Source organism: Arthrobacter monumenti (assembly GCF_054511255.1).
The window spans coordinates 246,293-267,689 of the sequence record NZ_JBTNCY010000001.1; the positions used below are offsets into that span (position 1 = coordinate 246,293).

Here is a 21,397-nt window from a genome sequence, read left to right on the forward strand (position 1 = left end):
GTGAGGATGCCGACCGACGTGCCCGAAACCCTTGATGTAAAGCAACCTTGACTCACAGTATAGAGTAAAGCAGCCTTTACATCAGGGGTCAAGAGCACCGACCGCAGTACCATCTGCAGGTGCGACAGCTAGTTACCAGTCATCCTCGTTGCCGGCATCCCAATCGATGTCCCTTGGGGCGTCTGTGAGGATGCGTTCCGAAACAGCCATATGGCCAACCAGGTCACTGCAACGGCGAGGCCGATGAGGGCCAACTGCAGCACAGTTTCCGGAAAAACAGCACGCAGGGCGATGGGAATCGCGCCCGCGGCGTAGAGGGCCACTGCGGCCTTAGGTGCCCCCGAGGTAAGCCACAGAGACGACATGAGGGCGACGGTACCGAGGAGGAACAGCATCGAAACTACCGTCAGAGCGATCCCCAGTGGACCCTCAGTCAACGCTGTGATCGTACCGGCGTCGAGGTAAGGAAAGACAAGGTTGAGGACAAATTCGACTCCCACGAGGCCAGACAGTGAGGTTACTGAGAGGACAGCGCCCGCGGCCCCCAGCACGCCTGCTTTCCTGGAAATCACCATGTATACGCCAATCACGAAACCGATGGCTGCGACTTGAGCGACAGGCGCTGCGAGCTGGGTGAAATTTGAGGTGGGAATTACTCCCGCTCGCTTAGCGGCGTTCACGATCAAGATAGCTGCCGAAAGAAGTCCGGCAATGGCATATATCTTGATGAGTACTTCGGGTAGGAACTTCGGGGCTATTTTCGATGACATCTGACGTTCTCTTCTCTTTGAGGAGGGCGGACGGAGTGGTTTCGGCTGTTAGGCGTCGACGGCGCGGTACACCGCCGGAGTGCCGGGGGCGGCCAGTGCCGCTGTGATGGGCGAAGGCTTGAAGCCTTTGACGATCAGCCAGACCCCCAAGGAAAACTCCCACAGCGCGAGCGTGAGTGCAGCGATCCCCGGCAACAGGGACACTGGCTCCCAGAAACCGAACAGCACGCCGATGTCGGCGGCGACGAGCAGTGGCGCTCCGATGAATCCCAGCAGCGGAAGGACACGGGGCACCAGCCGAGACTGGTACATCAGGGATCCCAGCAACAGCGCGTTTATGGCAGGAAGGAAGCCTTGCCCGAGAAGGGTTGTCCACTCACGCAGGGCGACCAGTGCCTGGCCGGTAACCACCGCATCTTCCCCGGCTCCGGCTTGTCGCAACGTCACAAGCGACAGGACAATCACGACGCCGGTGAAGATTGTGGCGGCTTCCAGGATCCGTGCGCCGACGAAACCCAGGGCAACGCCTTCGTTCTGCCTCTTCAGTACCGGATACAGTGCGACGCCGGTGCCGATGCAGGCCAGGGCCACGATGACCTCCAGGATTCCCCCGAGGATCACGGGATTGTCCGGGCCGGGGCCGGCTATGTAGGCCGGATCGAGCACCGGAGCGTAGAGAACAAGTGTCGGGATCGAGACGAAGGTAATCAGGTACAGGACTCCCGCGACGAGCGCGGTTTTCCTCAAGGAGCTCATCGGAGCTCTTTCGCCTTTTGCGGTTTGGACGGTGGACATGGTGAGGGTCTCTTTCGTGTATTAGGAAACTAACGAAGTTTCGGGGTGGGTAATTCTGGTTGGTCCGGGGCGACTGCAATGACCGAGACAAGCGGCAGGCCGACGTCGCGCACTTTTTGAAGCAGCCCATGAAGGTCTGCCTGATCGGTTATAGGTCCGGCGATGGTTGTGGTGCCGTCCTCCTCGTTGGTGAGACTCATCCCGCCGAACCATGCGGCCCATCGGGAATCCAAGTGCCCCTTGACGCGGATCTCGTACCGTCGGCAGGCGTCGTGGCGACCGGTGGATTTTTCACTCATGATCCAAAGCTAGAAGGAGATGTGATGAGCCGGCATCACTACATGTGGTGATTAGCCTGATGATTTCGACGCCGATGCCCGGTGCCCGCCGGTCCTGAACGACTAGTGCCGGGACTGACGATGGTGGAGCGACAACAGGTCGAGTTCCTCGCCACGGCGGACCGTCGCCCGGCGGCTGTTGACGCCCAGCTTTGCGTAGATGTGACTGGTATGAGTCCGCAGGGTGTTCAGGGACACGCAGAGCTCGCGTGCGATATGCGGCCCCTCCAGATCCGAGCCGAGCAGTCGGAGCACGTCGAGTTCCCGTTCGCTCAGTGGCTCGATATGGCCTTGGGTGACGGGTACGTTGTCCGTGGGCTTGTCCATGGCAGCCACGAGTTGGCGGGCATAGCCGGCGGTAACCCCCGTTTTGGTGGCCGCGCGGAGCAGCGCGGCCATAGGTGGGCCCTCATCCACAAAGGTCCGGATGTAACCCTCCGGCTCGGCAAGCCTCAGCGCACGATGCAGTGAGTCCAAGGCAGCGTTAAGGTCGCCTGCAGCTTGCCGGGCCAGCGACTGCAGCACCAGAATCTCGATGACGCTTCCCGTCCTCGCGCCCGTTTCCGCCGCTCCGAGCAGGCGTTCCAAGAGCCGGGCCGCATCTTTCAGGTCTTCGTGTGCGCCTTCCCTCCCAAACCGGGCCAGGAGAAGCCTGGCGAGGATGCAGTGCTCGAACTCATGCAGGTAGCTGAGGTCGTCGTCGACCGATAGACCTTGCTCAGCTGCCCAGCGCGAGGCCTCAGCGAGACGGCCGAGCGCGATCAGCACCCGTGCCTTCGACGCCGGCACCGGGCGGACATTGGGGAAAAAATCGCTGACGTACAATCGCTCTGCCTCATTGAACAGCTCGAGGGCGGCTTCCAAGTCTCCTTCGGCCTCGCGTATCCGGGCCATCGCAACCCGCCAACGATACGGGTTCTGCGCCAGCCCGGAGTGCTCACCTAACTCCCGACTCCGCAGTAAATCCTGCGTTGCGGACTCCAGATCGCCACGTTCGCGGTGCAGATCGCTCAAGCCCACATACATGTCCGCAGTTCCCCGCAGAACCGGCCCGTCCTGTTCAGAGGCCAGCTGCAATGCTTGCTCGTAGGTGCGCATTGCGTCATCGAGACGAGCTTGACCAAGCCGGATGTCGGCGAGCGCAATCGCACATCCAAAGGTGTCGGTGAGATGTCCCGCGCGGCGAAGACCCGCCATACAGTCGGCGTATGCCTGATGTCCTGCCTCGAGCGCGCCGTTCGTCCATGACGCCAGTCCAAGAAAGCCGGCTGCCGCGGCGCGCTGCAGGTCATCCTCGGCGGGGGCAAGTTCGAGCGCGATTTGCGCGTGCCTCACCGTCCCCGGTACATCCCCCTGAGCCAGCGCCAGTGCGGCACGGTACACCTCGACCGTCGAGGGAAGGCGGCGGAATCCCCCGGCGTCGACGACCACCATCTCCGATGAATGAGGGTTGATTCCCCGACTGCCGTCCTTTGCCTTCTCCAGCCATCCCTCTACCTCCCGCAGTCGCGCGTCCACCCCCTCGAGCTCACCCCTCACCACCAAGGCACCGATGAACCCCACGCCGAGCACCGGCCGGACACGGACCACCTCCTCAGGAAACATCTTCAGCCAGCCGTACAGCGTTGCCTCCTGCCTGTCCCTCCGCATCGCAGGAATTTCCAGTTCAACAAGGTCCGCCGCGCGCTCGAAATCCCGCGCGGCCAGCGCGTGACCGATCGCCTCCGATGGCCCGCCGTTCTGCTCGTACCAGAAGCTTGCGCGCCGGTGCAGATCCGGCACAGCCCCACCCTGCTCGTCCAGCAATCGCGCCTGCAGGACGTCTGCAAAGAGCTGATGATAGCGATACCAGTGGCGGCGGGCATCAAGCGGGACCACAAACAGGTTTCCCCGGTCCAGGGCGGCCAGCCGGGCCTGGCCATTGTCTTGACCGGTGACGGCATCACACAGTGAGCCGCTCAGTCGCTCCAGGATGGAAGTCTGCAACAGAAAGTTTTGGACATCCCCCGGCTGGCTCTGCAAGACCTCTTCGACCAGGTAGTCGACGATGTACCGATCGTCCCCGGCGAAATCGGCAACGAACCGGGCGGTATCGTCCCGCCCCTGCAGCGAAAGCGCCACCAGTTGGAGGGCGGCGATCCATCCTTCAGTCTGGGCTTCGAGTGCGGCGGCATCGCGGGAAGTCAGCGCCAAGCGCATCATTCCATTGAGGTACGCTTCCGTCTCGTCCGTTGAAAAGCGCAGATCGGCTGCGCGGATCTCGGCGAGGTCGCCGCGGCCCCGCAGCCGCGCCAGTGGCAGCGATGGATCGGCACGGGTGGCGATCACCAGATGTATCTGTGGAGGCAGGTGCTCAAGCAGAAACATCACCCCGTCCTGCACATCACGAGCATCGATGACATGGTAGTCGTCGAGCACCAGCACGATATCGACCGGGATGGCTTGGAGGTCATTAAGCAGAGTGGTAAGGACGGCTTCCATGGGCGGCTGGGAAGACTGCAGGAGTGCGAGCGCATCGACACCAATGCCGGGTGAAGCCGTATTGAGCGCGGCGACAACGTACCTCCAGAACAATGTTGCATCGTTATCGCGCCGGTCGAGCGAGAGCCACGCAGTTCCCCACCCCTCCTGGGCGGCAGCCAGCCACTCCACCAGCTGGGTTGTCTTGCCAAATCCGGCCGGCGCGGACACAAGTGTCAGCGACGACTGAACCCCACGGCTTAAGCGCTCGTTCAGTCCCGGTCGCGCGACAAGACCAGATCGCCGCCGTGGAACCTGCAGCTTGGACTCAAGCAGCGGTGCAGCCATGATCGTCTAGAGCAGGTAGACGGTGCCGGTCAAGGTTTCCGATACAACCCAAAGCCTGGTGGCTGTCACGGGATTGGAGACTGCATCGGAAGGGTTCACCAGCTTGGGCGGTCCGACCATCTCGTGGCGGTTGCCCGGACCCACGTAGCTTCCTCCTGGTATCCGTTCCGTCGCCGCATACAAGGTTGGAGCAGCGCCAGCTGCGGCATCCTGTGCGAAGAAGGTATTGGCGATCCAGGCGAGAGTGTTGAGCGGAATACTCTTTGAGCTGGAGCCCAGATTGGTCGCTGCCATGCCGGGGTGTGCACTGCTTGCGACGACGGCGGATCCCGATGCCTCAAGGCGTCGCTGCAGTTCGAAGGTGAAGAGCAGGTTGGCAAGTTTTGATTGGCTGTAGGCGGCCCCGCGGCGGTAGCGGCGATGGGTCCAGTTGAGATCGTCGAAGTCGATCGTGCCCGTCCGGTGGGCCCCGCTTGCGACTGTCACGACGCGACCGGTGATCTGCGGCAGCAGCAGGTTCGTCAGGGCGAAGTGTCCAAGGTGGTTCGTGCCGAACTGAAGTTCAAACCCGTCCTTTGTGCGCCCAAAGGGTGGTGTGAGAACGCCGGCGTTGTTGATCAAAGCATGGACGTCGCCGCGCCAACCAGCAGCGAACGCACGTATGGAAGCAAGGTCGGCAAGGTCAAGGTGGCGGACCTCGGTCGATCCGCTGATCGCGGCGGAGGCTTCACGTCCTCTCAATTCGTCGCGGACGGCGAGGACAACGTGTGCGTCGTGGGCGGCGAAGGCGCGGGCCGCCTCAAAACCGATGCCGCTGTTGCCGCCCGTGATGATGATCGTCTTGCCTGCAAGGTTCGGCATGCGGGATGCAGTCCACGCTGTTTGAATTGCCGCTGGTGTCGCCATCGTTAGCGTTCCTTTGGATTATGAAGCCCGGTCAAATCGTCGGGGCCAGAGCGGTCGAACCGAACTTCTTTCCGTACGATGCCGGCCGAAATCCCTTGGCGATCAACCAAATCGGCAGGACCACGAATTCAAACAAGAATCCAGGAATGAGTATCGCCATCCCCAACCCTTCATTCATGTTCAGAACGCCAAGAAAGTCCAACGGCACGCCCAGCGTGAACAGGGCGTATCCGACCAAACCGAGTATGGAGATAGACCGGGGAACCAATCGCGAGATGAAGAGCAGGTAGTTGAGAACCAAACCGCCAATGCCCGTCGGAATGTATACCCAGAGCAGGTAGTTGGGGACTACCTCCAACTGGTAAAGGAGATAGACACCGCATCCGGTGGAGACGGCGAACTCAACTACTCTGAGCACCGGATACCAGAGCGCAACTCTTTGGTTGACGGTCTTCAAGATTTGGTACATCAGCACCCCGATGCCAACTACGGCGATGCCGGAACACACCATGAGCAACACGCCGCCGGTCAACGGTGCCCTTGCCGTATCACCGTCCAAAAATGCCTGGATCAGCGACGTTCCCACCATGGCGGTGGCCATCTGAGCAAAAAACAGAATGCCTACTGTGACGGCAATCTTCCTTCTGGACATGCTCTTCTGCTTCGGTTGAGAATCGGGGCGTCCCGGTGGGTCGGCCGGAATCTGTGCCGGGGTCTGCGTGGCCATGAGGATTCTTCTTCAGTTGTGATCGTGGTCCATAACCTTCTGATACTGCGCCCATCCAGGAACGCCGTCTAGGGCCATGGGACCTGAATAGTTCCTGATCGTGGATATTGACCAATCCAACCGGGCGCTCCGCACGAATACTGTTTAGGAAGTCGTCGGGTAATGTAGCTGCCCTACGGCCGTATTATGGGGGGGATCCCATGAACCGCCTATTGTCGTGCACGGCAGGACATAGTGAACGGTGACAGCCCTGTGCCACGAATGCGGATTCTGGTCGTGGATGACCATTTGACCTTCGCGGAATTGCTCGCTGGCGCCCTCGACCAGGAATCGGATCTAGTCAGTGTTGGCCATGCGACCGGCGCTGCCGACGCCATCAGGATGTGCGGCGAACTGCGCCCCGACCTGGTCATCATGGATGTCCGGCTTTCCGACGGCGACGGGTTAATTGCCGCCTCAACGATCCTGCAAAAATATCCCCGGACCCGGGTGATTGTCCTGACGGCACACGCTACGGCAGAGATCTTCGAACAGGCTGCCAAGACCGGCGCCTGCGCGTTTCTCCCTAAGGACGGGTCGCTCGCCACCATGCTCCAGACCATCAGGCATGCCCAGTCCGGGAGCATGGTTGTTGCCCCCGGCCTCCTGTCTGCACAAGCCACTTTCAGGCATCGGACGCAGGATCAGCACACCCGTATCCCGCCGCTCACACCCCGCGAGGCAGCAGTTCTCGAACTCATGGGTGACGGCAAGGACGTGCGGATAATCGCTAAAACCCTCGGCCTATCCCCGAACACGTGTCGAGGTTACGTCAAATCGATTCTCTCCAAATTGGGCGCCCACTCCCAGCTCGAAGCTGTGGTTATCGCCTCGCGGCTGCACCTGATTCACCGACGTCGGCAGGAGTAGTTCCGTCGAGCGTAGAATGACTGCACCCACCGCAGGTTCAGCGGGGCACAGCCATCTCAAGGGAGCAAAACACCATGGGCACTGATGACAAGATCAAGAACGCCGCGCAGAGAGCCGGCGGCAAGGCCAAAGAGGCAGCCGGCAAGGCGAAGGGTGACGAGGATCTGAAGGCCGAAGGAAAGAACGACCAGTCCAAGGCAGACCTCAAGGACGCGGGCGAGAAAACCAAAGACGCCTTCAGGAAATAGCGCCAGCGCAGACTCTCCGCGCTACTGTGCCCGGCCCTCAATCGACAGAATCGATACGTCGACCGAACCGGGTAACAGGCCTGCACGCTTGATGGTCTCGACAGCGACCTGTTGTGCTGCTTTGGCGGTCTCGACTGAGCTGTGGGAAATGTCCGTGGCGAGCTCAATCGTCAGGTTCGTCAGCCGGTTGTCGATGCGTATATGAATACCGTCCCGGCCGGTGGAAGCGGTCTGCCCCTCGGCGCTGGCCCACTTCGGCATGCCCCGCCGCGAAACCGACCGCATCCGGGTCATCGTGCTCTTGAGGGTGGGCTCCAGGCGAATCACACCGGGGATTTCCGAAAGGGATCGTTCAAGCATTTCCGCCAATGTCTCATGATCGACCGGCCTTCCGGTCGTGGGCTGTTCAGACATCGTACAAATCCTCCACGATTACATCGACTTGCCTTGACTTCAAAGCCACTTGTGCACTTACGACGGCGATGACCCGTTCACGGAGTGCCTCCATGGTCGGGGGAATGCTCAGTGCCGATGAGACCGCCACCTTCAAGGTGATCCGGATGTCGGACGACTCCACCACCGCGTCGCCAGTGCGGGAACCGGGGGAAAAGGGGTCGATGCTGCACCTGCGGGCCCGCACGCCCGTCAGCGTGTCGGCCGCGAAGCGGGCGAGAGCGGCGAGGGCATGGGCGCTGATGTGGATGGTTCCCGCCTCTGTCCTTGCCAGCTGTATCCTGCGGCCACGGCGGACCTCGGCACGGGCCACCATCATGATGGTTTCCTTCACGCGGCCCGACGGTTGAAGAGCCGCCTGTTCCGGGTCTTGTTGCCGCATTGCCTCGGTGACGCTGGCAAGGTTGTAGAGAGCGATCCGGGCCTGTTGGCAGTCGCTGCAGGTCTTCTCATGGTTATTGGCAGGCTGATCTATCACCTCCCACAGATCGTCAATACGCCGCCCGCATCCGAGCCGGGGGCTTTCGTCTTCTAGCGCCATGAGTTCATCCCTTCGGCCAGTTGGTTCCTGGCGCGGGCTATCCGGCCGCGCACGGACGCTTCGCTGATTTCAAGCATTTCAGCAATTCGTCCATAGGAGTGTCCATGCATTTCCCGCAGCAGCCAACAGGCCCGTTGCTCCGGGGTTATCGTTGCCAGCACGCCCGCCAATTCATCCATCTGCGCAGATATCTCCGCCGTCGCCGCCGGATCCCCGGCAGCAACCGCGGGCGCCGGGCTGCTCCGCGTTGCTGTTGCCCGCGGCTCCTGTTCCCCTTCGCCCAATGATGTTTCCTGGTGGGAACTGCGCCGGCGAAGAAGGTCCAGGCACTTGTTCGTGCAGACGCGGTAAATCCATCCGCTGAACGCTGCGGGCGTCACCAGTACCGGGAGCTGCCGCCAGGCGGCGATCATCGTCTCCTGAACAATGTCTTCGGCGTCCGGTCTATGGTTGACCATCCGGTAGGCAAGGCGGAAGATCCGTCCCTGGTAGATATCGACGAGGTGCTCGAAAGCATGTAAGTCGCCGTCCTGGGCACGTGAGATTACCGTAATTTCGTCCAGTCCAGCCAACGGTTGCACGGATCCGTCACCAGTACCTGCCACCGGCTCACCCACTTCCCGCTCCGCGCCCTCGGGCGGCGAACTCATTGGCCCCGCCACGGCCTCAGTAAAAAAGAATCAAAATGCTGCGTGAGGATTCCTTCCCGGCCACGTCTTTAACTGTGTCCGAAACAATATCCCATTGAGGAGAAGATTTTCATGGTGGACCAAAACGATACCTCACGCCGCTCGGCCGTACCTGCCACCGGCGAAGAACTGCAGCGCAATACCCCCGAAGAAAAGCCCAAGAAGGTAGGCCCACTCCAGACCGAGCAGGGCGATACCACCATCGCAGAGACCGTCGTGCAGAAACTGGCCGGTATCGCGACACGGGAAGTGCCGGGAGTCTATGCGATGGGAAGCGCGGCCCGCCGGGCCTTCAGCGGCCTCACCGAACGTATCCCGGGCTCGCAGACCAACGCCAGTGGCGGGGTCAGCGTCGAGAAGGGCGAACGGCAGACTGCCATCGACGTCAGCATCGTCGTCGAGAACGGTGTCTCCATTGTCGACGTCAGCAAAATGATCCGCCGCAACGTCATCCAGTCCGTGGAACATGCCACCGGCCTGGAGGTTCTTGAAGTGAACATCAGCGTCACGGATGTCCATCTGCCCGACGACAACGACGACGACAGCGCCGACCGTGACCGCCTCGAGTAATCACGGACTGCTCACCGGGCGGTGGGCAGTCCCGAGTGAAAGGAGCAAACCATGAGTGCAACAGCAATGGGTTTGCTGGCCGGGCTGATACTTGGTCTGGTGGCCGTGTTCGGTGGATTTGACGCTTTCCTCATCGTGGCATTGCTGGGTGCCGCCGGATTGGTCATCGGCCGGATTATTGAAGGCAAGCTCGACGTCGGAGCGCTGTTCGGCCGTTCAAACGACCGGCGGTGAAACCATGGGCGACATGGAAAAACGCTCCGGACGACGTCAGTTCGATACTGACGTCGAGTCCCGTGGACGCTTGGAAATAGCAGGGAAAGTGATCGAGAAGATCGCCAGCCGCGCTGCCGGAGAACTGGAAGTGGTGGGAGGTTCTTCCGGCGGCTTCCTGGGGATCGGAGACCGCGCGGAGCTGTCCGTCCGCCCGAAGGCCAGCGTGCAGTTGAGCGGCCAGGTGGCGACTATCGAATTGACGGTGGGCGTGCGGTACCCGGCTCCCCTGCGGCGTACGGGCGAAGAATTGCGCCGGCGCGTCCGCTCGCAGGTAAGCGAGTTGACGGGCATCGATGTCCGGCAGGTCGACGTCGACATCTCATGGCTGTTGGCCGGAGAGGCCGGTCAACGGACGAGGAGGCTGGAATGAGCAAAACTTCCCGCTCCAAGAGTCTGCGGCGGCGGCCAAGCCGGGCCTTGGCGGCTTCCATCGTCGCCATCGTACTGCTCGCCGTTGGCGCAGCCGCCGCCTCGGTCAGCATCGTGCGCTTGAGCACCGGTAACTGGCCAGGGTATTTGAGTCCGGCCACCCAGTGGCTGACCTCGCTGTCCTGGAACAGCATCGGGCTGTGGGCCACCGCAATCGTACTTGCCGTGATCGGGGTAATCCTGTTGCTCAGCGCGCTGATCCCCGGGAAGTTTAATGGGATACGGCTGCAATCCGGCCACGAGGACCGGGACACGTCAACTGAGGTCCTGCTCAGTAACCGGGCCCTCACCCGTCTCGCCACCGCTCACGCCGACCGGATGGACGGAGTCACCTCCAGCAGAGCCACTTCAAAAGGCAAACGTGTGCGGCTGCGGGTCACCTCGCCACTGCGTCAACCCGGGGATCTACGCCGGCGCGTTGCCGATTCGGTGAGCGAACGGCTCCAATCAACCGCGCCGGTGACGAATCCCAAAATCGGCGTCAATGTCCGGTCCACCGAGGACTAAACGACGCCGGCGCCGCTGACCCACAACATCTCATGGAAGGAGCCGATCATGCGGCAGGGAGTAGGACCGTTCAACCGCACCTGGCTGGCCATTCTCGGAATACTCGCGCTGCTCCTTGGCACAGGCGGATTGCTACTGGCGGGAGGACTGGCCAACAAGGTCGGACAGGCACTCGGCGTTCCCGGCGCCCTTGCAGCCCCAACACAATCCGTCGTGACGCCAGGAGTGCAGTCACTGTTCGAGTCACCCGCCACCCCTGCGGTTATAGCGACGGCGGGGGTCATCCTAGCTCTCCTTGCCCTCCTCTGGCTGGTCAAGCAGATACCGCGCAAGAATGAAGCTCGCCCACTCCGTCTGCATGCCGACGGCGCGGACGGACTGACGACATGCCACCCGCAGGTACTGGCCGAAGCGATCAACCAACAGGTCGAGGCTTTCCCCGGCGTCGTCCGCAGCGGCGCCGTGCTGCGCGGAACCGCCTCCTCCCCCGAACTGACGGTCCATGCCACCGTCAGCGACCGCACCGATATCCGCGAAGTCGTCGACTACATCTGCACACACACGGCATCGGATCTGGAAACAGCCCTCGAGACGCCGTTGGAACGCCTGGCAATACTGCTCGACGTCTCCAGCAGCAACCGGAATAACAAAACGATAGTGCTGTAAGTCGCGCTCCCCCGGATGTGCACGAAACCGTTTCACTGAGCAAGAGCCAACATTGATAAGCGTACTTATAATAGGATGGCTGACAGCAGCGAATTGAACTCCGGATCCTTACCGGCGACTGCAAGTTTTCACCCCTAGAGTGAGGAGCACACATGACAGAGCAACGGATCACAGCAACAAGAACCATCGACGCCCCAGCAGACGCAATTTTCAACGTCCTATCCAATCCGGAGAGGCACGCGCAGATCGACGGATCGGGGTTGGTTCAGTCCGACGAAAAAACCGACCGCATTACCGGCGTGGGTCAAACGTTCACCATGAACATGGACTGGGACAAGATGGGCGGCGGCTACAAAACGGAAAATTACGTCATAGGCTTCGACGAGAATAAGCTGCTGGCCTGGAAAACTGCGACGCAGGGCGAGGAGCCTCCCGGCTGGCAGTGGATCTGGGAGCTCCGGCCACAGGGTCCGGACTCCACTGAAGTATCCATCACCTATGACTGGAGCGATGTAACGGACAAAGAGGTACTCAAAAAGGTCAGCTTTCCCGCAATCCCCAAGCACGACCTTGAGTCCTCATTGGAAAACCTCGCCTCGGCTGTTTCCCAAGCGTAAGCGGCACCTACGACTTCATCGCAGTGAATGTCAGGCGCGAGAGACAGCGTGACGTAACTGGCGCCGCACCCCGTTTGGGGTGCGGCGCCGGTACGTTTTTCTGCCAGTTCCGGATTTACTTCTTCAGAAACTCGAGCACGGCGCTGTTCCACTCGTCAGCGTGGCTGACATTGCAACCATGCGGTGCCCCGGATATCACGTGGAGTTGGCTTCCGGGTATAGCTGTCTGGGTGCGCTGGCCGGATCCTTCGATGGGAACGATGCCATCGCTGTCGCCGTGCAGGATTAGTGTTGGCACGCTGACCTTGGGCAGGTCGCGCCGGAAATCGGTGGTGCCGAAGGCCTCCATGCAGGCGAGAGCCGCCTTCTTGTCAGCTTGCCTGCACAACGCAATGGCTTCCTGCCGCTGTTGTTCCGTGACCTTCAGCTCTCCGTTCGCTGAGAAGAACTGCGTGGTGAAGCTGTCATAGAAGGAGTCCTCGTCGCTGGTGAGGTCTGCGCTCATTTCAGCAGCCGCGTCCTCCGTTAATGGACCATCCGGATTATCCTCGGTCCGCATCATGAACGGCGGGATCGCCGAGGCGAAAACGACGCTGCGCAGACGTTCCGTCCCGTAGATCGAGAAGTAGCGGGCCACTTCTCCGCCACCCATCGAGAAACCGACAAGGGTGACGTCGTTGAGGTCCAGATCTGTCAGCAGCGTGTGCAGATCTTGGGTGAGGGCTTCGTAGTTGAATCCGGACTTCGGCTTGTCGCTGCGGCCGAACCCTCGCCGGTCGTAGGTTATGACGCGGTAGCCAGCCTGTTGCAGTGCCGGCACCTGGTCTTTCCACGCCTCTCCGGACAGTGGCCAGCCATGGATGAGAACCACCGGCCGGCCCGGACCGCCAGTGTCGTCGACATGCAGATCCGTATCTTTGAACAGACCGTGGTGCGCTGTAACTTCCGTCATGCGATACCTCCATATGGCAACAATTACTAAGTACGCTGATCAACCTTACGATAGCAAACTCCCGATTCCGGGTGCAGGGTGCCGCCACAACCTGCACTTCAACCCCTGCATTGGCGGGGTGGATGAATTGTCTCGAAAAAGATTCAATTCCATACCAATCCGGTAACGGGGCCCGTCCCGAAGCACTAATGTCCTTCACCCCCAACAGGAAATTATGGAGGCAACATTATGCAGAACAACATCTTCACCAAGTCCCTCGCCGTCACCGCCGTCAGCGGTCTGATGCTCGTCGGAGGCGCAGGCATGGCCAGCGCCGACACCACCGATACCAACCTCGAAGGCGCCACCACCGAGGTCTCCGACAACCGCGTCGACGACAGCGGAAACCTCTCGGTAGGCAACATCCTCAACGATGTAGTCGACACCGGTGACATCGCGAGCAACAACAACGTGCTCAGCGGAATCGACGCCGACGTCTCCGACAACCTCAACGGCATCGCCAGCGGAAACGACGCTGACGTGACTGCCAACCCTGACGTGGACAGCAACGTCGACGCCGATTCAGACGCCGGCAGCAACGTCGACGCTGACACCTCGGCCGACAGCACCACGGACGGTAGCTCCGACAACGAGGGCCTGCTGGGCGGACTGCTCTAACCAGCCCCTCAAGGAACTGTGTGGCACCCATCCCGGTCAGGGACGGGTGCCACACCCATAATTAGATGTGATCGATTGCTTAGGTGTGATCGATCCAGCACACCAGAACTGCCGACGCAAGAGCATATGCCGCATCATCCTGCGTCTTGGAGCCATTGGGGCCAAGTCCGTCCGGAAGCGCCGTGGCGTCCACGAGCAGCGTCTTACCGTCCCTCAAAAAGGCGACTACTCCGTCGCCGGTGGAAAAGGACGGCAATCCCAATCCCAGCATCCCCTTGATGGTCTTCGCATTGTCTGTGCTCTTTTGGAGTTCAGTGAAGTGCTTTTTCCCCTCGGCCTCGTTCGTGGCGTCGTGAACGGAAAGCACTAATGGCTTGCCGTCGATTTCGTACGTGCAGGTGAACATGGGCTTATCCCACGATGACGACGGGGTCAGTTCACCTTCCAGCCCAAGGACGTCACCAACGCTTTGCACCACCTGGCCGCTGCAGATCATCCTGGCGGCTTCCGAGGGCCCGTGAACATTCTGGTGTTCGGGCTGATGTTCCCCATGCTCGGCCCCCGACATTGTGGTTCCGTCGGCCATGGTGTGGGAAGCCTGCGGGCTGGGGCTTTCCGGTGCATCGGAGGCGGTGGCCGCGCAGCCGGTCATCAGCAGCGAAGCGATGGCAATAGCGCCGAACAACTTCCTTGAGCCCATATGAAATCTTCCTATCAATAGTCCCGGGATCCGCCCGCCCGGCTGGCATACGTCTGCGCGAAGGCCGGCGCCCCTTTCGATACTTCCCGGTTAAGCCGATCCGTTTCCGCCTGATTGTTCATTGGGGGCGGCTGCGCCAACATTATCCCGTTCATGTTCACCCGCACAATGTTCCGGCCGACTGTATCCGAGGCGGGGAGTGTATGATCATCAGCACCTCATGCAGGACCATGGCCTGGTATTTCTTCCCGGGCCGGTGCCGGTAGGCAGAAAAAAGATTGGTTCTTACTTTCCTGCTCTGCTTACCGGCATTTTGGGCACAAAGGCACAGAGGCACACGCATTCTCATAACGGCCAGATAACAATCAGTACCAAGCAGGCTGTGGAATCGGTGGAGGCGTGACAGTGTCTGAAACAGGTGATGCGTGTGTTATTTCATAAATTGGTTCCCCTTAGACCAATCCGTGATGGTGGCCACAGCGAATTACCTGTACGTGCGGTGCAAAGTTTGGGCCGTATGAACCTCATGAGGAGAAAACTGTGTTGAAGAAAAAAGTACTTCTGCTGGCCCCCGCCGTTGCTTTGGGCTTGACTGCTATGGCCGGTGCGCCCGCTATGGCTGACCACGCTTCGGGGTCCTACTCGACCACGTTCCAGGACATCAACGAGACCGGTGCCAGTGGTGGCGCCTGGATCAACGTTGAGGGCTCCACCGCGACCGTCACGGTTGAGGCTGCCGGCCTGGCCGAGATGTTCGGCGAGGGCGCATTCCCCCACGTGCAGCACATCCACATCGCCGCGCAGGGAACCTGCCCGACCATCGCTGCTGACGACGCCAATGGCGACGGAATCGTCGACACCGTCGAGGGCCTGCCCTCCTACGGTGAAATCGGCACCACCCTCTCCCTCGGCGACGCCGATAAGAGCCCGGCAGCCGCCACCGACATCAGCGTTGCCCCCTCCGGTGGATCGTTCACCTACGAAGAGACCTTCGAGCTGAGCGATGCCACCCAGGACTCCCTCGCTGAAGGAACCGGCGTCATCGTCGTCCACGGCATTGACCCGGCCGGCCTGAGCGACGCAGCCGCCAACGCCAAGTCCAACCTGGTTCCGGAACTGCCCCTGGCAGCAACGGCTCCGGCCCTGTGTGGTTCCTTGGAAATGATGCCCGCAGGTGGAGCTGACACCGGCGTTACCGCCGCAGCTTCCAACAATGGTGGCAACGGCGGAAACGAGATGGGCATGATCGCCCTCGGCGGTGGCCTGCTGGCCGCAGCCGGTGGCGCCTACGCCCTGCGCCGCCGCATGGTCGCCGGACGCTAAGCACCATCCCGCAACAGGATCACTGACCCCCAGTGATCCACCCGGGTTAGACAGAACCGCCGCTGACGCCACAGGCGTCAGCGGCGGTTCTTCCTTTAACCATTGATCTCAGGATGTCCTAAGTCGTCCGCAGGGTGGAAACGAACGTGAGCTTATCGATCACGGTATCCGGAATGACGAACGGATATAGACCCTCGTGCCCCATGCTTCGGTTGATCTGATTCAACGCGATGGATAGGGGCAACCAGGCATCCTCGACGACGTCGCGGAATGTTGTGGATTCGTGTGGCGCCAGGCGGGCCAGCCCGAACTCGTATGCGGTGTCCAGCGTGTCATTGATGTGGAGATAATGCGCGAATGTCTCCGCGAAGTCTTCATAGGGATGCATAGTTGCGTACTTGGATATGTACTCCGACTCCCACCCGCCGGGAGCTCCTTCGGCGTAATGACGGTCGAGCTCGTCTTGGTAGTTCCTCGTGTCGTCGCCGAAAATTTCCCTGGCCTGCCTCGTGCGCTCCTGGTCACTGAAGACAAGGGCGCCTTCAAAGTAGTGCCCCACTTCGTGGCGGAAATGGCCGAGCATCGTCCGGTATGGTTCATCCAGCTTGGCGCGTACCTTCTCCCGGTGCGCGTCCTCACTTTCTGCCAGATCGATGGTGATGACTCCGTTTCGATGGCCGATGACGACGTCGGCGTTGACGCTGGAAAGCAGGTCGAAGGCCAAGCCCATACGTGGATCCTCGGCACGGGTGACAATTGGCAGGCCAAGCCTGTCCAGTTCAGCAATCAGGTGGCGTTTGGCGCGCTCGGCATCCAGAAATTGAACGAGGCCTTTGGCGTCGTCATCGTTGGGACGTGTCCGGGTCAGGCAGCAACTGAAGCATTGGTCTCCCTTGTCCGCCGCCAGCCAGGTACAGCCGGATAGGTAAAGATTGGCGCATCTGTGCCAGGTTTTTCCGGACGAATCGAAATATGCCCCCTCGCTGTTCAAGGGCACAATCGTCTGCTCTCGGCGCGAATAGCCCAGATCGGTTCCGCAATGGATACAGCCGGAGTTTTCGAAGTAGAGGGCAGCGCCGCAGACCCGGCAGAGGAACTTCTTCACTGAGCAATCCTACCGGGCTGGCCCACAACCGCGGATGTACTAGACAAAGACCTGAGCCGGTCAGTCGTCGTCATGGGTTTTGGCGTAGCGCTCGACCTCGCGGCGGCCGTAGGTGGCACGGCGGATGGCGGAGTCATCTTCGAAACTGGAGCCCAAGGCGCCGGCTATGGTTCCCATGGAGGCGGCGAGCCAGGCAAGTGAGAGGTAGTCAAGCCAGATCACCGAGTGACCTAAACTCGACCCCAGGTAGGGGGCAGGTATAACCACCGCTGCACCGAGCGCAGTGACCGCGAACAGCAGCGAGTAGAAGCATGTGACTCCGATGGCCAAGGTGAAAGCCGTCGCCCAGTTATACATGGCTGCGTCCCGGCGCTGTTTCTGCCTGCCAGGCTTCTCCCATAGTCCGTTGTAGGCAACGAGCCAGATGATCATCGCGGCGACGGACATGAGGTTAATGATGATCAGCCGCAGAGGGGTCAGAGAATCGGCCAGGCTCCAGATGCTTGAGAAAAAGACACCGAAGGCTGCAGTTGCCGCCGCGGCAGCGAAGGCGCTGGAGAGACTGGGAATAAGCCGCCACGGCCGGTTGATCCGCACCATCCCGGACAGCAATCGAATCCGGCCGCGGAGACCCCTTAGCGGTAGACAGGAGATTGTGTCACCGTTCCCGTCCGTTGTTTCACTCCGGTGGGGTGAACGGACGTTGACGGTCAGGCGGCGCAAGGCCCTCCCTTCACCACCCGAAGTGCGCTCAGGCTGGAGACTCTCCTCCAGAAGGGCCCTGAGCACACGGACAACGGCATTGCTGACATGGTGACGCAACCGGACCGGCCCGAGGGCGGGAAGCGATACCAGGCCCGCTTTGTGGGCGCGGTTCACGTCTGAAATGACGAACCTGCTGTCGAGGCGACGGGTCAATTCGGTGAGGCAGACCATATAGTCCCAGCCCTGTTCGGAGATAATCTCGTCGCCGTGTTTCCAGACAACGATCTGGCCATTTTCATCCAGGGGCAGCTGCCGGGACAGGACCCGGACCTCCCAGTTGACCTTCGCACTGACCGCCGTCCCGAGCAGGTCGGGCAGCGCGTCAGAGATCTGTTCGGCCATTTCGGTGGGTAGTTCGGGATCTGCCAGCAGGCCCACGATCTTAGTGATCATTCAGGCCTCCCGGTGCGGCGAAATAGGTCCGGGCAGTGGCGAACCGCACGGTCTATTGGATTGTTGGTCATGTTTTTTAGAGTCGTCCTTCCGTATAAAGGGGTGTTGTTTTCAGCAGGGCGCAGCACAGCGCCGTCGAAACCTTGCATTGCCAACATGTCAAAGGAGCTGGTCAGTAGTACCGGAAATATGGCAGCGGTCTAGAGACCATAGTCAGTGAAATAGGGAGTTGACGATAAGGGGGCCGGGGGGCCTTCACAGTTCATCAATCCAGCGCTGGTCGGACATGGGCTTAATCCGAGGTTGATTGGCCAGCGTACTGACTTCAACCCGGCCCAGTAAAATCGTCGCTGCAGTCGCCCGTCCGCCAGGTGGAAATGAGGGTCAGTGTCTAATTCGACAGGTTCTGCCCGCACCAGATACGGGAAGATGTGAGACCGTGCGTTAAACATCTGCGGCGGATGCCGCCCATCAGGGCCGCATCCGCCGCAGGATCAAGAGTTCTATCTACTTCTTGAAAGCATCTTTCGCTTTCTCGCCGGCGTCCTTGAGGTCCGCCTTGGACTGATCAGCCTGACCTTCGGCCTTCAGATCCTCATCGCCCGTGGCCTCGCCGGCTGTCTCTTTACCTTTGCCGCCCACTCGCTCAGCGGCATTCTTAGCCTTGTCGTCAGCACCCATAGTGGATTCCTTCCTTCAATTGGCTGTGCCCGCCCGGACCTGCTGCGGGCCACAAGCCCATACTACGCACGGCATAACGGAGAATTCGAGACCCTCCGTGCATAGGAAGCCCTCTTTGAAGACACTCGGTTATCCGGTTGCTGCGGGGAACCTCTCCCAGACCCTGTGACTGGGCAACAGATCCGTTATCCCGCCGAGCACCTCCGTGCCGCTTGATCCAACCACCACCCCGGGGGCATTGGCATCGACGCCGGCTGCCGTGAAGGCGGTTTCGGCCTGTCCCCAGCCACCGATTGCTTTCGCGTGCCTGAACGCCTCGGAGAGCATCAAGGTCACGCGAGGATCGATGGATCCACTGGCCCGAGGGTCCCCTGCTTTGGCGTCCAGACCATCCGCAGCGTCCGGACCGGGCGTTGGTGCACCGGCCAGCAGGATGGCATCGAATTCGACTGAACGTGTCGTGGCGAAACTGCGCTGCACGGTCAGGGCGTTCTCTCCTTCGCCGAGTTTCCCGCCCGTGGGAGCGACGATCAAAGGCACCATGCCGGCGTCGAACACTGCGCTTTGGACCGCACGTACGCTGTCCAAGTCACTGTCCATGTCAGCCACAATTCCGATGATCCGCCCATCGAGTGGCCATTGTTTGCCTATTTGCGACAACGCGGCACTGGGCTGGACTTCGGTCAGCTCTTCGGTCGGTTCCGGTACCGGTAGCCCCAACCCGCCTGCGACGCCGGAGCAGAGTTCGCCGTCGATGTTGGCCAGCGCCTGAAGCTGCCGCTCCTTGACGGCCTGTTCGTAGCATTTGCCGAGCTCGAAGGTATAGGCGGCGATCACGTGATCCCGCTCGACCGGCGTCAGGCTGCGGTAGAACAGGCGCGCCTGGCTCGTGTGGTCGTCGAACGACGCCGGTGCCTTGCGGACTTTCATCGCGTCCTTAATTTCCTGCGGGACTTCGACGTACGCGCCCATGTCCTCGCCGGCGGTGAATGGACACCCGCCGTCGAGCGAGTTGGGCTTATAGGGCGCAACGCCGGTGGGTACCGCGCTTTGGTGCATACCGTCGCGGTGCATGTCATTGACAGGTGCGTGCGGACGGTTGATCGGAATCTGTGCGAAGTTCGGTCCACCAAGCCGGCTGATCTGCGTATCCAGGTAGGAAAACAGCCTCGCCTGCAGCAGCGGATCATTGGTGACGTCGATCCCGGGAACGAGGTGTCCCGGGTGGAACGCCACCTGCTCGGTTTCGGCAAAGTAATTGGTGGGGTTCGCATTCAGCGTCAAGGTGCCGATGAGCTGCACCGGCGCGAGTTCCTCGGGCACAATCTTGGTCGGATCCAGCAGGTCGATGCCCTCGAACATTTCATCGTCGGTGTCCGGGAACGTCTGGATCCCCAGATCCCACTCGGGATAGGCCCCGGCTTCGATCGCATCCGCCAGGTCGCGCCGGTGGAAGTCCGGGTCCATTCCCTGGACCAGCTGCGCTTCTTCCCAGACCAGCGAATGCACGCCAAGCCTTGGCTTCCAGTGGAACTTGACCAGCGTCGTCGCACCTTCAGCGTTGACGAGGCGGAAGGTGTGCACGCCGAAGCCTTCCATCATTCGGAAGGAGCGTGGCGTACCGCGGTCGGCCATGAACCAGATAGTGTGGGCCTGCGCCTCGGTATGCAGGGACACGAAATCCCAGAACGTATCGTGGGCACTTTGGGCCTGCGGAATCTCGCGGTCCGGGTGCGGCTTGGCCGCATGGACGACGTCGGGAAACTTGAGTCCGTCTTGAATGAAAAACACCGGGATGTTGTTACCGACCAGATCGAAGACGCCCTCATCGGTGTAGAACTTGGTGGCGAAGCCGCGGGTGTCCCGGACGGTGTCCGCTGAACCTCTGGAGCCCACCACCGTGGAGAAGCGCGTAAAAACCGGCGTTTCGGCGTCTTTGGCCAGGAAACCGGCCTTACTCACTGAAGCGGCAGCCCCATTTGCGCGGAAGACACCGTAGGCGGCAGCACCCCGGGCGTGCACCACGCGTTCGGGAATCCGTTCATGATCAAAATGCGTGATCTTCTCGCGGAGTTGATGGTCCTGCAGCAGGGTCGGACCCCGCGCGCCGGCCTTGAGCGAATGATCGCGGTCGTTGACCCGCAGGCCCTGAGCGGTGGTGAGGTACTCACCGGTTTGGGCCCGCGGATGGTCCTGCTCCGCTTCCTGTTTCCTGCCCGTCGGCGAGTAGGGTCCGGGCGGCTGCTGGTCCGGTTTGGGCGGCAATGGCCCCTGCGGCTCGGTAGGTTCAGGCACCTGAGGCGTCGAGCTGGACGGTGCGCCGGGAATGGGATTTTTCGGATTGTTTTCTGGCATCTTAAGACTCCACGGGACTGCGTCGATCTTGGGGCAGGCGCCCGCAGGCACCAACCGCGCCTTACAGGGGCGACTTTACACGCGAAACAGTAAGTTTGCTTAGGACTTCCATCCACCCACTGGGAACATTTGCACCCGGGAACGGGGTGAATTACCAGCATGCTTACTATAGTCTTTCCTCATGTGCCGAAACGGCAATCCAGTAGTGCTTAGGGCG

At 60.9% G+C, this 21,397-nt stretch carries 25 protein-coding genes; 10 read left to right on the plus strand and 15 right to left on the minus strand.

Annotated elements, in window-relative coordinates:
* Nucleotides 1-128: 128 nt before the first annotated feature.
* From ACX80B_RS01180 to ACX80B_RS01205, 6 genes are all read right to left on the minus strand, one after another.
* Nucleotides 129-770 carry a hypothetical protein gene (locus tag ACX80B_RS01180; RefSeq protein ID WP_459292191.1) on the minus strand — a complete coding sequence of 214 codons (642 nt, stop codon included), beginning with the start codon at nt 768-770 and terminating at the stop codon, nt 129-131.
* 48 nt (nt 771-818) lie between these two features.
* Nucleotides 819-1,526 (minus strand): DUF4386 domain-containing protein, encoded by a 708-nt coding sequence (locus tag ACX80B_RS01185; protein ID WP_459292193.1) that lies wholly within the window; start codon nt 1,524-1,526, stop codon nt 819-821.
* A 68-nt stretch (nt 1,527-1,594) separates the two neighbouring features.
* A complete protein-coding gene (locus ACX80B_RS01190; protein WP_459292195.1) occupies nt 1,595-1,864 on the minus strand; it encodes a hypothetical protein in 270 nt (89 codons plus the stop codon).
* Between the two features lie 102 nt (nt 1,865-1,966).
* Entirely contained in the window at nt 1,967-4,711 is a 2,745-nt protein-coding gene (locus tag ACX80B_RS01195) for a LuxR C-terminal-related transcriptional regulator (RefSeq protein WP_459292197.1), read from the minus strand.
* 6 nt (nt 4,712-4,717) lie between these two features.
* Complete coding sequence (locus ACX80B_RS01200) at nt 4,718-5,617, minus strand: oxidoreductase (RefSeq protein WP_459292199.1); 900 nt, start codon at nt 5,615-5,617, stop codon at nt 4,718-4,720.
* Nucleotides 5,618-5,648: 31 nt separating this feature from the next.
* A complete protein-coding gene (locus tag ACX80B_RS01205) occupies nt 5,649-6,344 on the minus strand; it encodes a DUF4386 domain-containing protein (protein ID WP_459292201.1) in 696 nt (231 codons plus the stop codon).
* A gap of 276 nt (nt 6,345-6,620) precedes the next feature.
* Here ACX80B_RS01205 and ACX80B_RS01210 point away from each other — a divergent pair, with 276 nt between their 5' ends.
* Together ACX80B_RS01210 and ACX80B_RS01215 are read left to right on the plus strand one after the other, a co-directional pair.
* Nucleotides 6,621-7,253, plus strand: a complete 633-nt coding sequence (locus tag ACX80B_RS01210; protein ID WP_459292203.1) for a response regulator transcription factor — start codon at nt 6,621-6,623, stop codon at nt 7,251-7,253.
* 74 nt (nt 7,254-7,327) lie between these two features.
* A complete protein-coding gene (locus ACX80B_RS01215; protein WP_459292205.1) occupies nt 7,328-7,501 on the plus strand; it encodes a CsbD family protein in 174 nt (57 codons plus the stop codon).
* 21 nt (nt 7,502-7,522) lie between these two features.
* On the opposite strand, the gene ACX80B_RS01220 is transcribed toward ACX80B_RS01215, so the two are convergent.
* From ACX80B_RS01220 to ACX80B_RS01230, 3 genes are read right to left on the minus strand one after another with little or no spacing between them, the layout of a single operon-like run.
* Nucleotides 7,523-7,915, minus strand: coding sequence for a hypothetical protein (locus ACX80B_RS01220; RefSeq protein WP_459292207.1), 393 nt, complete (start codon nt 7,913-7,915; stop codon nt 7,523-7,525).
* Nucleotides 7,908-8,495 (minus strand): Asp23/Gls24 family envelope stress response protein, encoded by a 588-nt coding sequence (locus tag ACX80B_RS01225; RefSeq protein WP_459292209.1) that lies wholly within the window; start codon nt 8,493-8,495, stop codon nt 7,908-7,910. The genes ACX80B_RS01220 and ACX80B_RS01225 overlap by 8 nt, the downstream gene beginning before the upstream one ends.
* Complete coding sequence (locus ACX80B_RS01230; protein WP_459292211.1) at nt 8,486-9,145, minus strand: RNA polymerase sigma factor; 660 nt, start codon at nt 9,143-9,145, stop codon at nt 8,486-8,488. Before ACX80B_RS01230 ends, ACX80B_RS01225 begins: the two co-directional genes overlap by 10 nt.
* A 111-nt stretch (nt 9,146-9,256) precedes the next feature.
* On the opposite strand from ACX80B_RS01230, the gene ACX80B_RS01235 reads away from it, so the two are divergent.
* The 6 genes from ACX80B_RS01235 (at nt 9,257) to ACX80B_RS01260 (ending at nt 12,249) form a co-directional block, all read left to right on the plus strand.
* Nucleotides 9,257-9,754: an Asp23/Gls24 family envelope stress response protein gene (locus tag ACX80B_RS01235; RefSeq protein WP_459292213.1), complete on the plus strand. Its 498-nt coding sequence runs from the start codon at nt 9,257-9,259 to the stop codon at nt 9,752-9,754.
* A gap of 51 nt (nt 9,755-9,805) precedes the next feature.
* Nucleotides 9,806-9,988, plus strand: coding sequence for a hypothetical protein (locus tag ACX80B_RS01240; protein ID WP_459292215.1), 183 nt, complete (start codon nt 9,806-9,808; stop codon nt 9,986-9,988).
* Nucleotides 9,989-10,001: 13 nt separating this feature from the next.
* Entirely contained in the window at nt 10,002-10,400 is a 399-nt protein-coding gene (locus ACX80B_RS01245; RefSeq protein ID WP_459292217.1) for an Asp23/Gls24 family envelope stress response protein, read from the plus strand.
* On the plus strand, nt 10,397-10,966 hold the full coding sequence (locus ACX80B_RS01250; RefSeq protein ID WP_459292218.1) for a DUF6286 domain-containing protein: 570 nt from the start codon (nt 10,397-10,399) through the stop codon (nt 10,964-10,966). The genes ACX80B_RS01245 and ACX80B_RS01250 overlap by 4 nt, the downstream gene beginning before the upstream one ends.
* A gap of 48 nt (nt 10,967-11,014) precedes the next feature.
* Complete coding sequence (locus tag ACX80B_RS01255; protein ID WP_459292220.1) at nt 11,015-11,632, plus strand: hypothetical protein; 618 nt, start codon at nt 11,015-11,017, stop codon at nt 11,630-11,632.
* Nucleotides 11,633-11,784: 152 nt separating this feature from the next.
* On the plus strand, nt 11,785-12,249 hold the full coding sequence (locus ACX80B_RS01260; protein ID WP_459292222.1) for an SRPBCC family protein: 465 nt from the start codon (nt 11,785-11,787) through the stop codon (nt 12,247-12,249).
* 115 nt (nt 12,250-12,364) lie between these two features.
* Here the strand turns inward: ACX80B_RS01260 and ACX80B_RS01265 are convergent, their stop codons facing one another.
* A complete protein-coding gene (locus ACX80B_RS01265; RefSeq protein WP_459292224.1) occupies nt 12,365-13,201 on the minus strand; it encodes an alpha/beta fold hydrolase in 837 nt (278 codons plus the stop codon).
* Between the two features lie 228 nt (nt 13,202-13,429).
* On the opposite strand from ACX80B_RS01265, the gene ACX80B_RS01270 reads away from it, so the two are divergent.
* Complete coding sequence (locus ACX80B_RS01270) at nt 13,430-13,858, plus strand: hypothetical protein (RefSeq protein WP_459292226.1); 429 nt, start codon at nt 13,430-13,432, stop codon at nt 13,856-13,858.
* Nucleotides 13,859-13,937: 79 nt separating this feature from the next.
* On the opposite strand, the gene ACX80B_RS01275 is transcribed toward ACX80B_RS01270, so the two are convergent.
* Entirely contained in the window at nt 13,938-14,558 is a 621-nt protein-coding gene (locus ACX80B_RS01275; protein WP_459292228.1) for a hypothetical protein, read from the minus strand.
* A 540-nt stretch (nt 14,559-15,098) separates the two neighbouring features.
* Between ACX80B_RS01275 and ACX80B_RS01280 the strand changes: the two genes are divergently transcribed.
* Nucleotides 15,099-15,881 carry a hypothetical protein gene (locus ACX80B_RS01280; protein WP_459292230.1) on the plus strand — a complete coding sequence of 261 codons (783 nt, stop codon included), beginning with the start codon at nt 15,099-15,101 and terminating at the stop codon, nt 15,879-15,881.
* Between the two features lie 118 nt (nt 15,882-15,999).
* Here ACX80B_RS01280 and ACX80B_RS01285 read toward each other — a convergent pair whose 3' ends face one another.
* From ACX80B_RS01285 to ACX80B_RS01300, 4 genes are all read right to left on the minus strand, one after another.
* Nucleotides 16,000-16,986 carry a zinc-binding metallopeptidase family protein gene (locus ACX80B_RS01285; protein WP_459292232.1) on the minus strand — a complete coding sequence of 329 codons (987 nt, stop codon included), beginning with the start codon at nt 16,984-16,986 and terminating at the stop codon, nt 16,000-16,002.
* Between the two features lie 60 nt (nt 16,987-17,046).
* Complete coding sequence (locus ACX80B_RS01290) at nt 17,047-18,144, minus strand: hypothetical protein (RefSeq protein WP_459292234.1); 1,098 nt, start codon at nt 18,142-18,144, stop codon at nt 17,047-17,049.
* Nucleotides 18,145-18,651: 507 nt separating this feature from the next.
* The gene (locus ACX80B_RS01295; protein WP_459292236.1) at nt 18,652-18,825 is read right to left on the minus strand and encodes a CsbD family protein; all 174 of its coding nucleotides are present in this window, start codon (nt 18,823-18,825) and stop codon (nt 18,652-18,654) included.
* 129 nt (nt 18,826-18,954) lie between these two features.
* Nucleotides 18,955-21,180: a catalase gene (locus ACX80B_RS01300; RefSeq protein ID WP_459292238.1), complete on the minus strand. Its 2,226-nt coding sequence runs from the start codon at nt 21,178-21,180 to the stop codon at nt 18,955-18,957.
* Nucleotides 21,181-21,397: the final 217 nt, after the last annotated feature.

What these genes read in the sequence shown, in the direction of transcription:
- ACX80B_RS01290 (WP_459292234.1), bottom strand. Translation starts at nt 18,144, where the DNA reads ATGATCACTAAGATCGTGGGCCTGCTGGCAGATCCCGAACTACCCACC.
- ACX80B_RS01265 (WP_459292224.1), bottom strand. Translation starts at nt 13,201, where the DNA reads ATGACGGAAGTTACAGCGCACCACGGTCTGTTCAAAGATACGGATCTG.
- ACX80B_RS01230 (WP_459292211.1), bottom strand. Translation starts at nt 9,145, where the DNA reads ATGAGTTCGCCGCCCGAGGGCGCGGAGCGGGAAGTGGGTGAGCCGGTG.
- ACX80B_RS01245 (WP_459292217.1), top strand. Translation starts at nt 10,002, where the DNA reads ATGGAAAAACGCTCCGGACGACGTCAGTTCGATACTGACGTCGAGTCC.
- ACX80B_RS01190 (WP_459292195.1), bottom strand. Translation starts at nt 1,864, where the DNA reads ATGAGTGAAAAATCCACCGGTCGCCACGACGCCTGCCGACGGTACGAG.
- ACX80B_RS01215 (WP_459292205.1), top strand. Translation starts at nt 7,328, where the DNA reads ATGGGCACTGATGACAAGATCAAGAACGCCGCGCAGAGAGCCGGCGGC.
- ACX80B_RS01195 (WP_459292197.1), bottom strand. Translation starts at nt 4,711, where the DNA reads ATGGCTGCACCGCTGCTTGAGTCCAAGCTGCAGGTTCCACGGCGGCGA.
- ACX80B_RS01240 (WP_459292215.1), top strand. Translation starts at nt 9,806, where the DNA reads ATGAGTGCAACAGCAATGGGTTTGCTGGCCGGGCTGATACTTGGTCTG.
- ACX80B_RS01270 (WP_459292226.1), top strand. Translation starts at nt 13,430, where the DNA reads ATGCAGAACAACATCTTCACCAAGTCCCTCGCCGTCACCGCCGTCAGC.
- ACX80B_RS01275 (WP_459292228.1), bottom strand. Translation starts at nt 14,558, where the DNA reads ATGGGCTCAAGGAAGTTGTTCGGCGCTATTGCCATCGCTTCGCTGCTG.
- ACX80B_RS01255 (WP_459292220.1), top strand. Translation starts at nt 11,015, where the DNA reads ATGCGGCAGGGAGTAGGACCGTTCAACCGCACCTGGCTGGCCATTCTC.
- ACX80B_RS01220 (WP_459292207.1), bottom strand. Translation starts at nt 7,915, where the DNA reads ATGTCTGAACAGCCCACGACCGGAAGGCCGGTCGATCATGAGACATTG.
- ACX80B_RS01300 (WP_459292238.1), bottom strand. Translation starts at nt 21,180, where the DNA reads ATGCCAGAAAACAATCCGAAAAATCCCATTCCCGGCGCACCGTCCAGC.
- ACX80B_RS01235 (WP_459292213.1), top strand. Translation starts at nt 9,257, where the DNA reads ATGGTGGACCAAAACGATACCTCACGCCGCTCGGCCGTACCTGCCACC.
- ACX80B_RS01185 (WP_459292193.1), bottom strand. Translation starts at nt 1,526, where the DNA reads ATGAGCTCCTTGAGGAAAACCGCGCTCGTCGCGGGAGTCCTGTACCTG.
- ACX80B_RS01250 (WP_459292218.1), top strand. Translation starts at nt 10,397, where the DNA reads ATGAGCAAAACTTCCCGCTCCAAGAGTCTGCGGCGGCGGCCAAGCCGG.
- ACX80B_RS01180 (WP_459292191.1), bottom strand. Translation starts at nt 770, where the DNA reads ATGTCATCGAAAATAGCCCCGAAGTTCCTACCCGAAGTACTCATCAAG.
- ACX80B_RS01205 (WP_459292201.1), bottom strand. Translation starts at nt 6,344, where the DNA reads ATGGCCACGCAGACCCCGGCACAGATTCCGGCCGACCCACCGGGACGC.
- ACX80B_RS01225 (WP_459292209.1), bottom strand. Translation starts at nt 8,495, where the DNA reads ATGGCGCTAGAAGACGAAAGCCCCCGGCTCGGATGCGGGCGGCGTATT.
- ACX80B_RS01295 (WP_459292236.1), bottom strand. Translation starts at nt 18,825, where the DNA reads ATGGGTGCTGACGACAAGGCTAAGAATGCCGCTGAGCGAGTGGGCGGC.
- ACX80B_RS01200 (WP_459292199.1), bottom strand. Translation starts at nt 5,617, where the DNA reads ATGGCGACACCAGCGGCAATTCAAACAGCGTGGACTGCATCCCGCATG.
- ACX80B_RS01260 (WP_459292222.1), top strand. Translation starts at nt 11,785, where the DNA reads ATGACAGAGCAACGGATCACAGCAACAAGAACCATCGACGCCCCAGCA.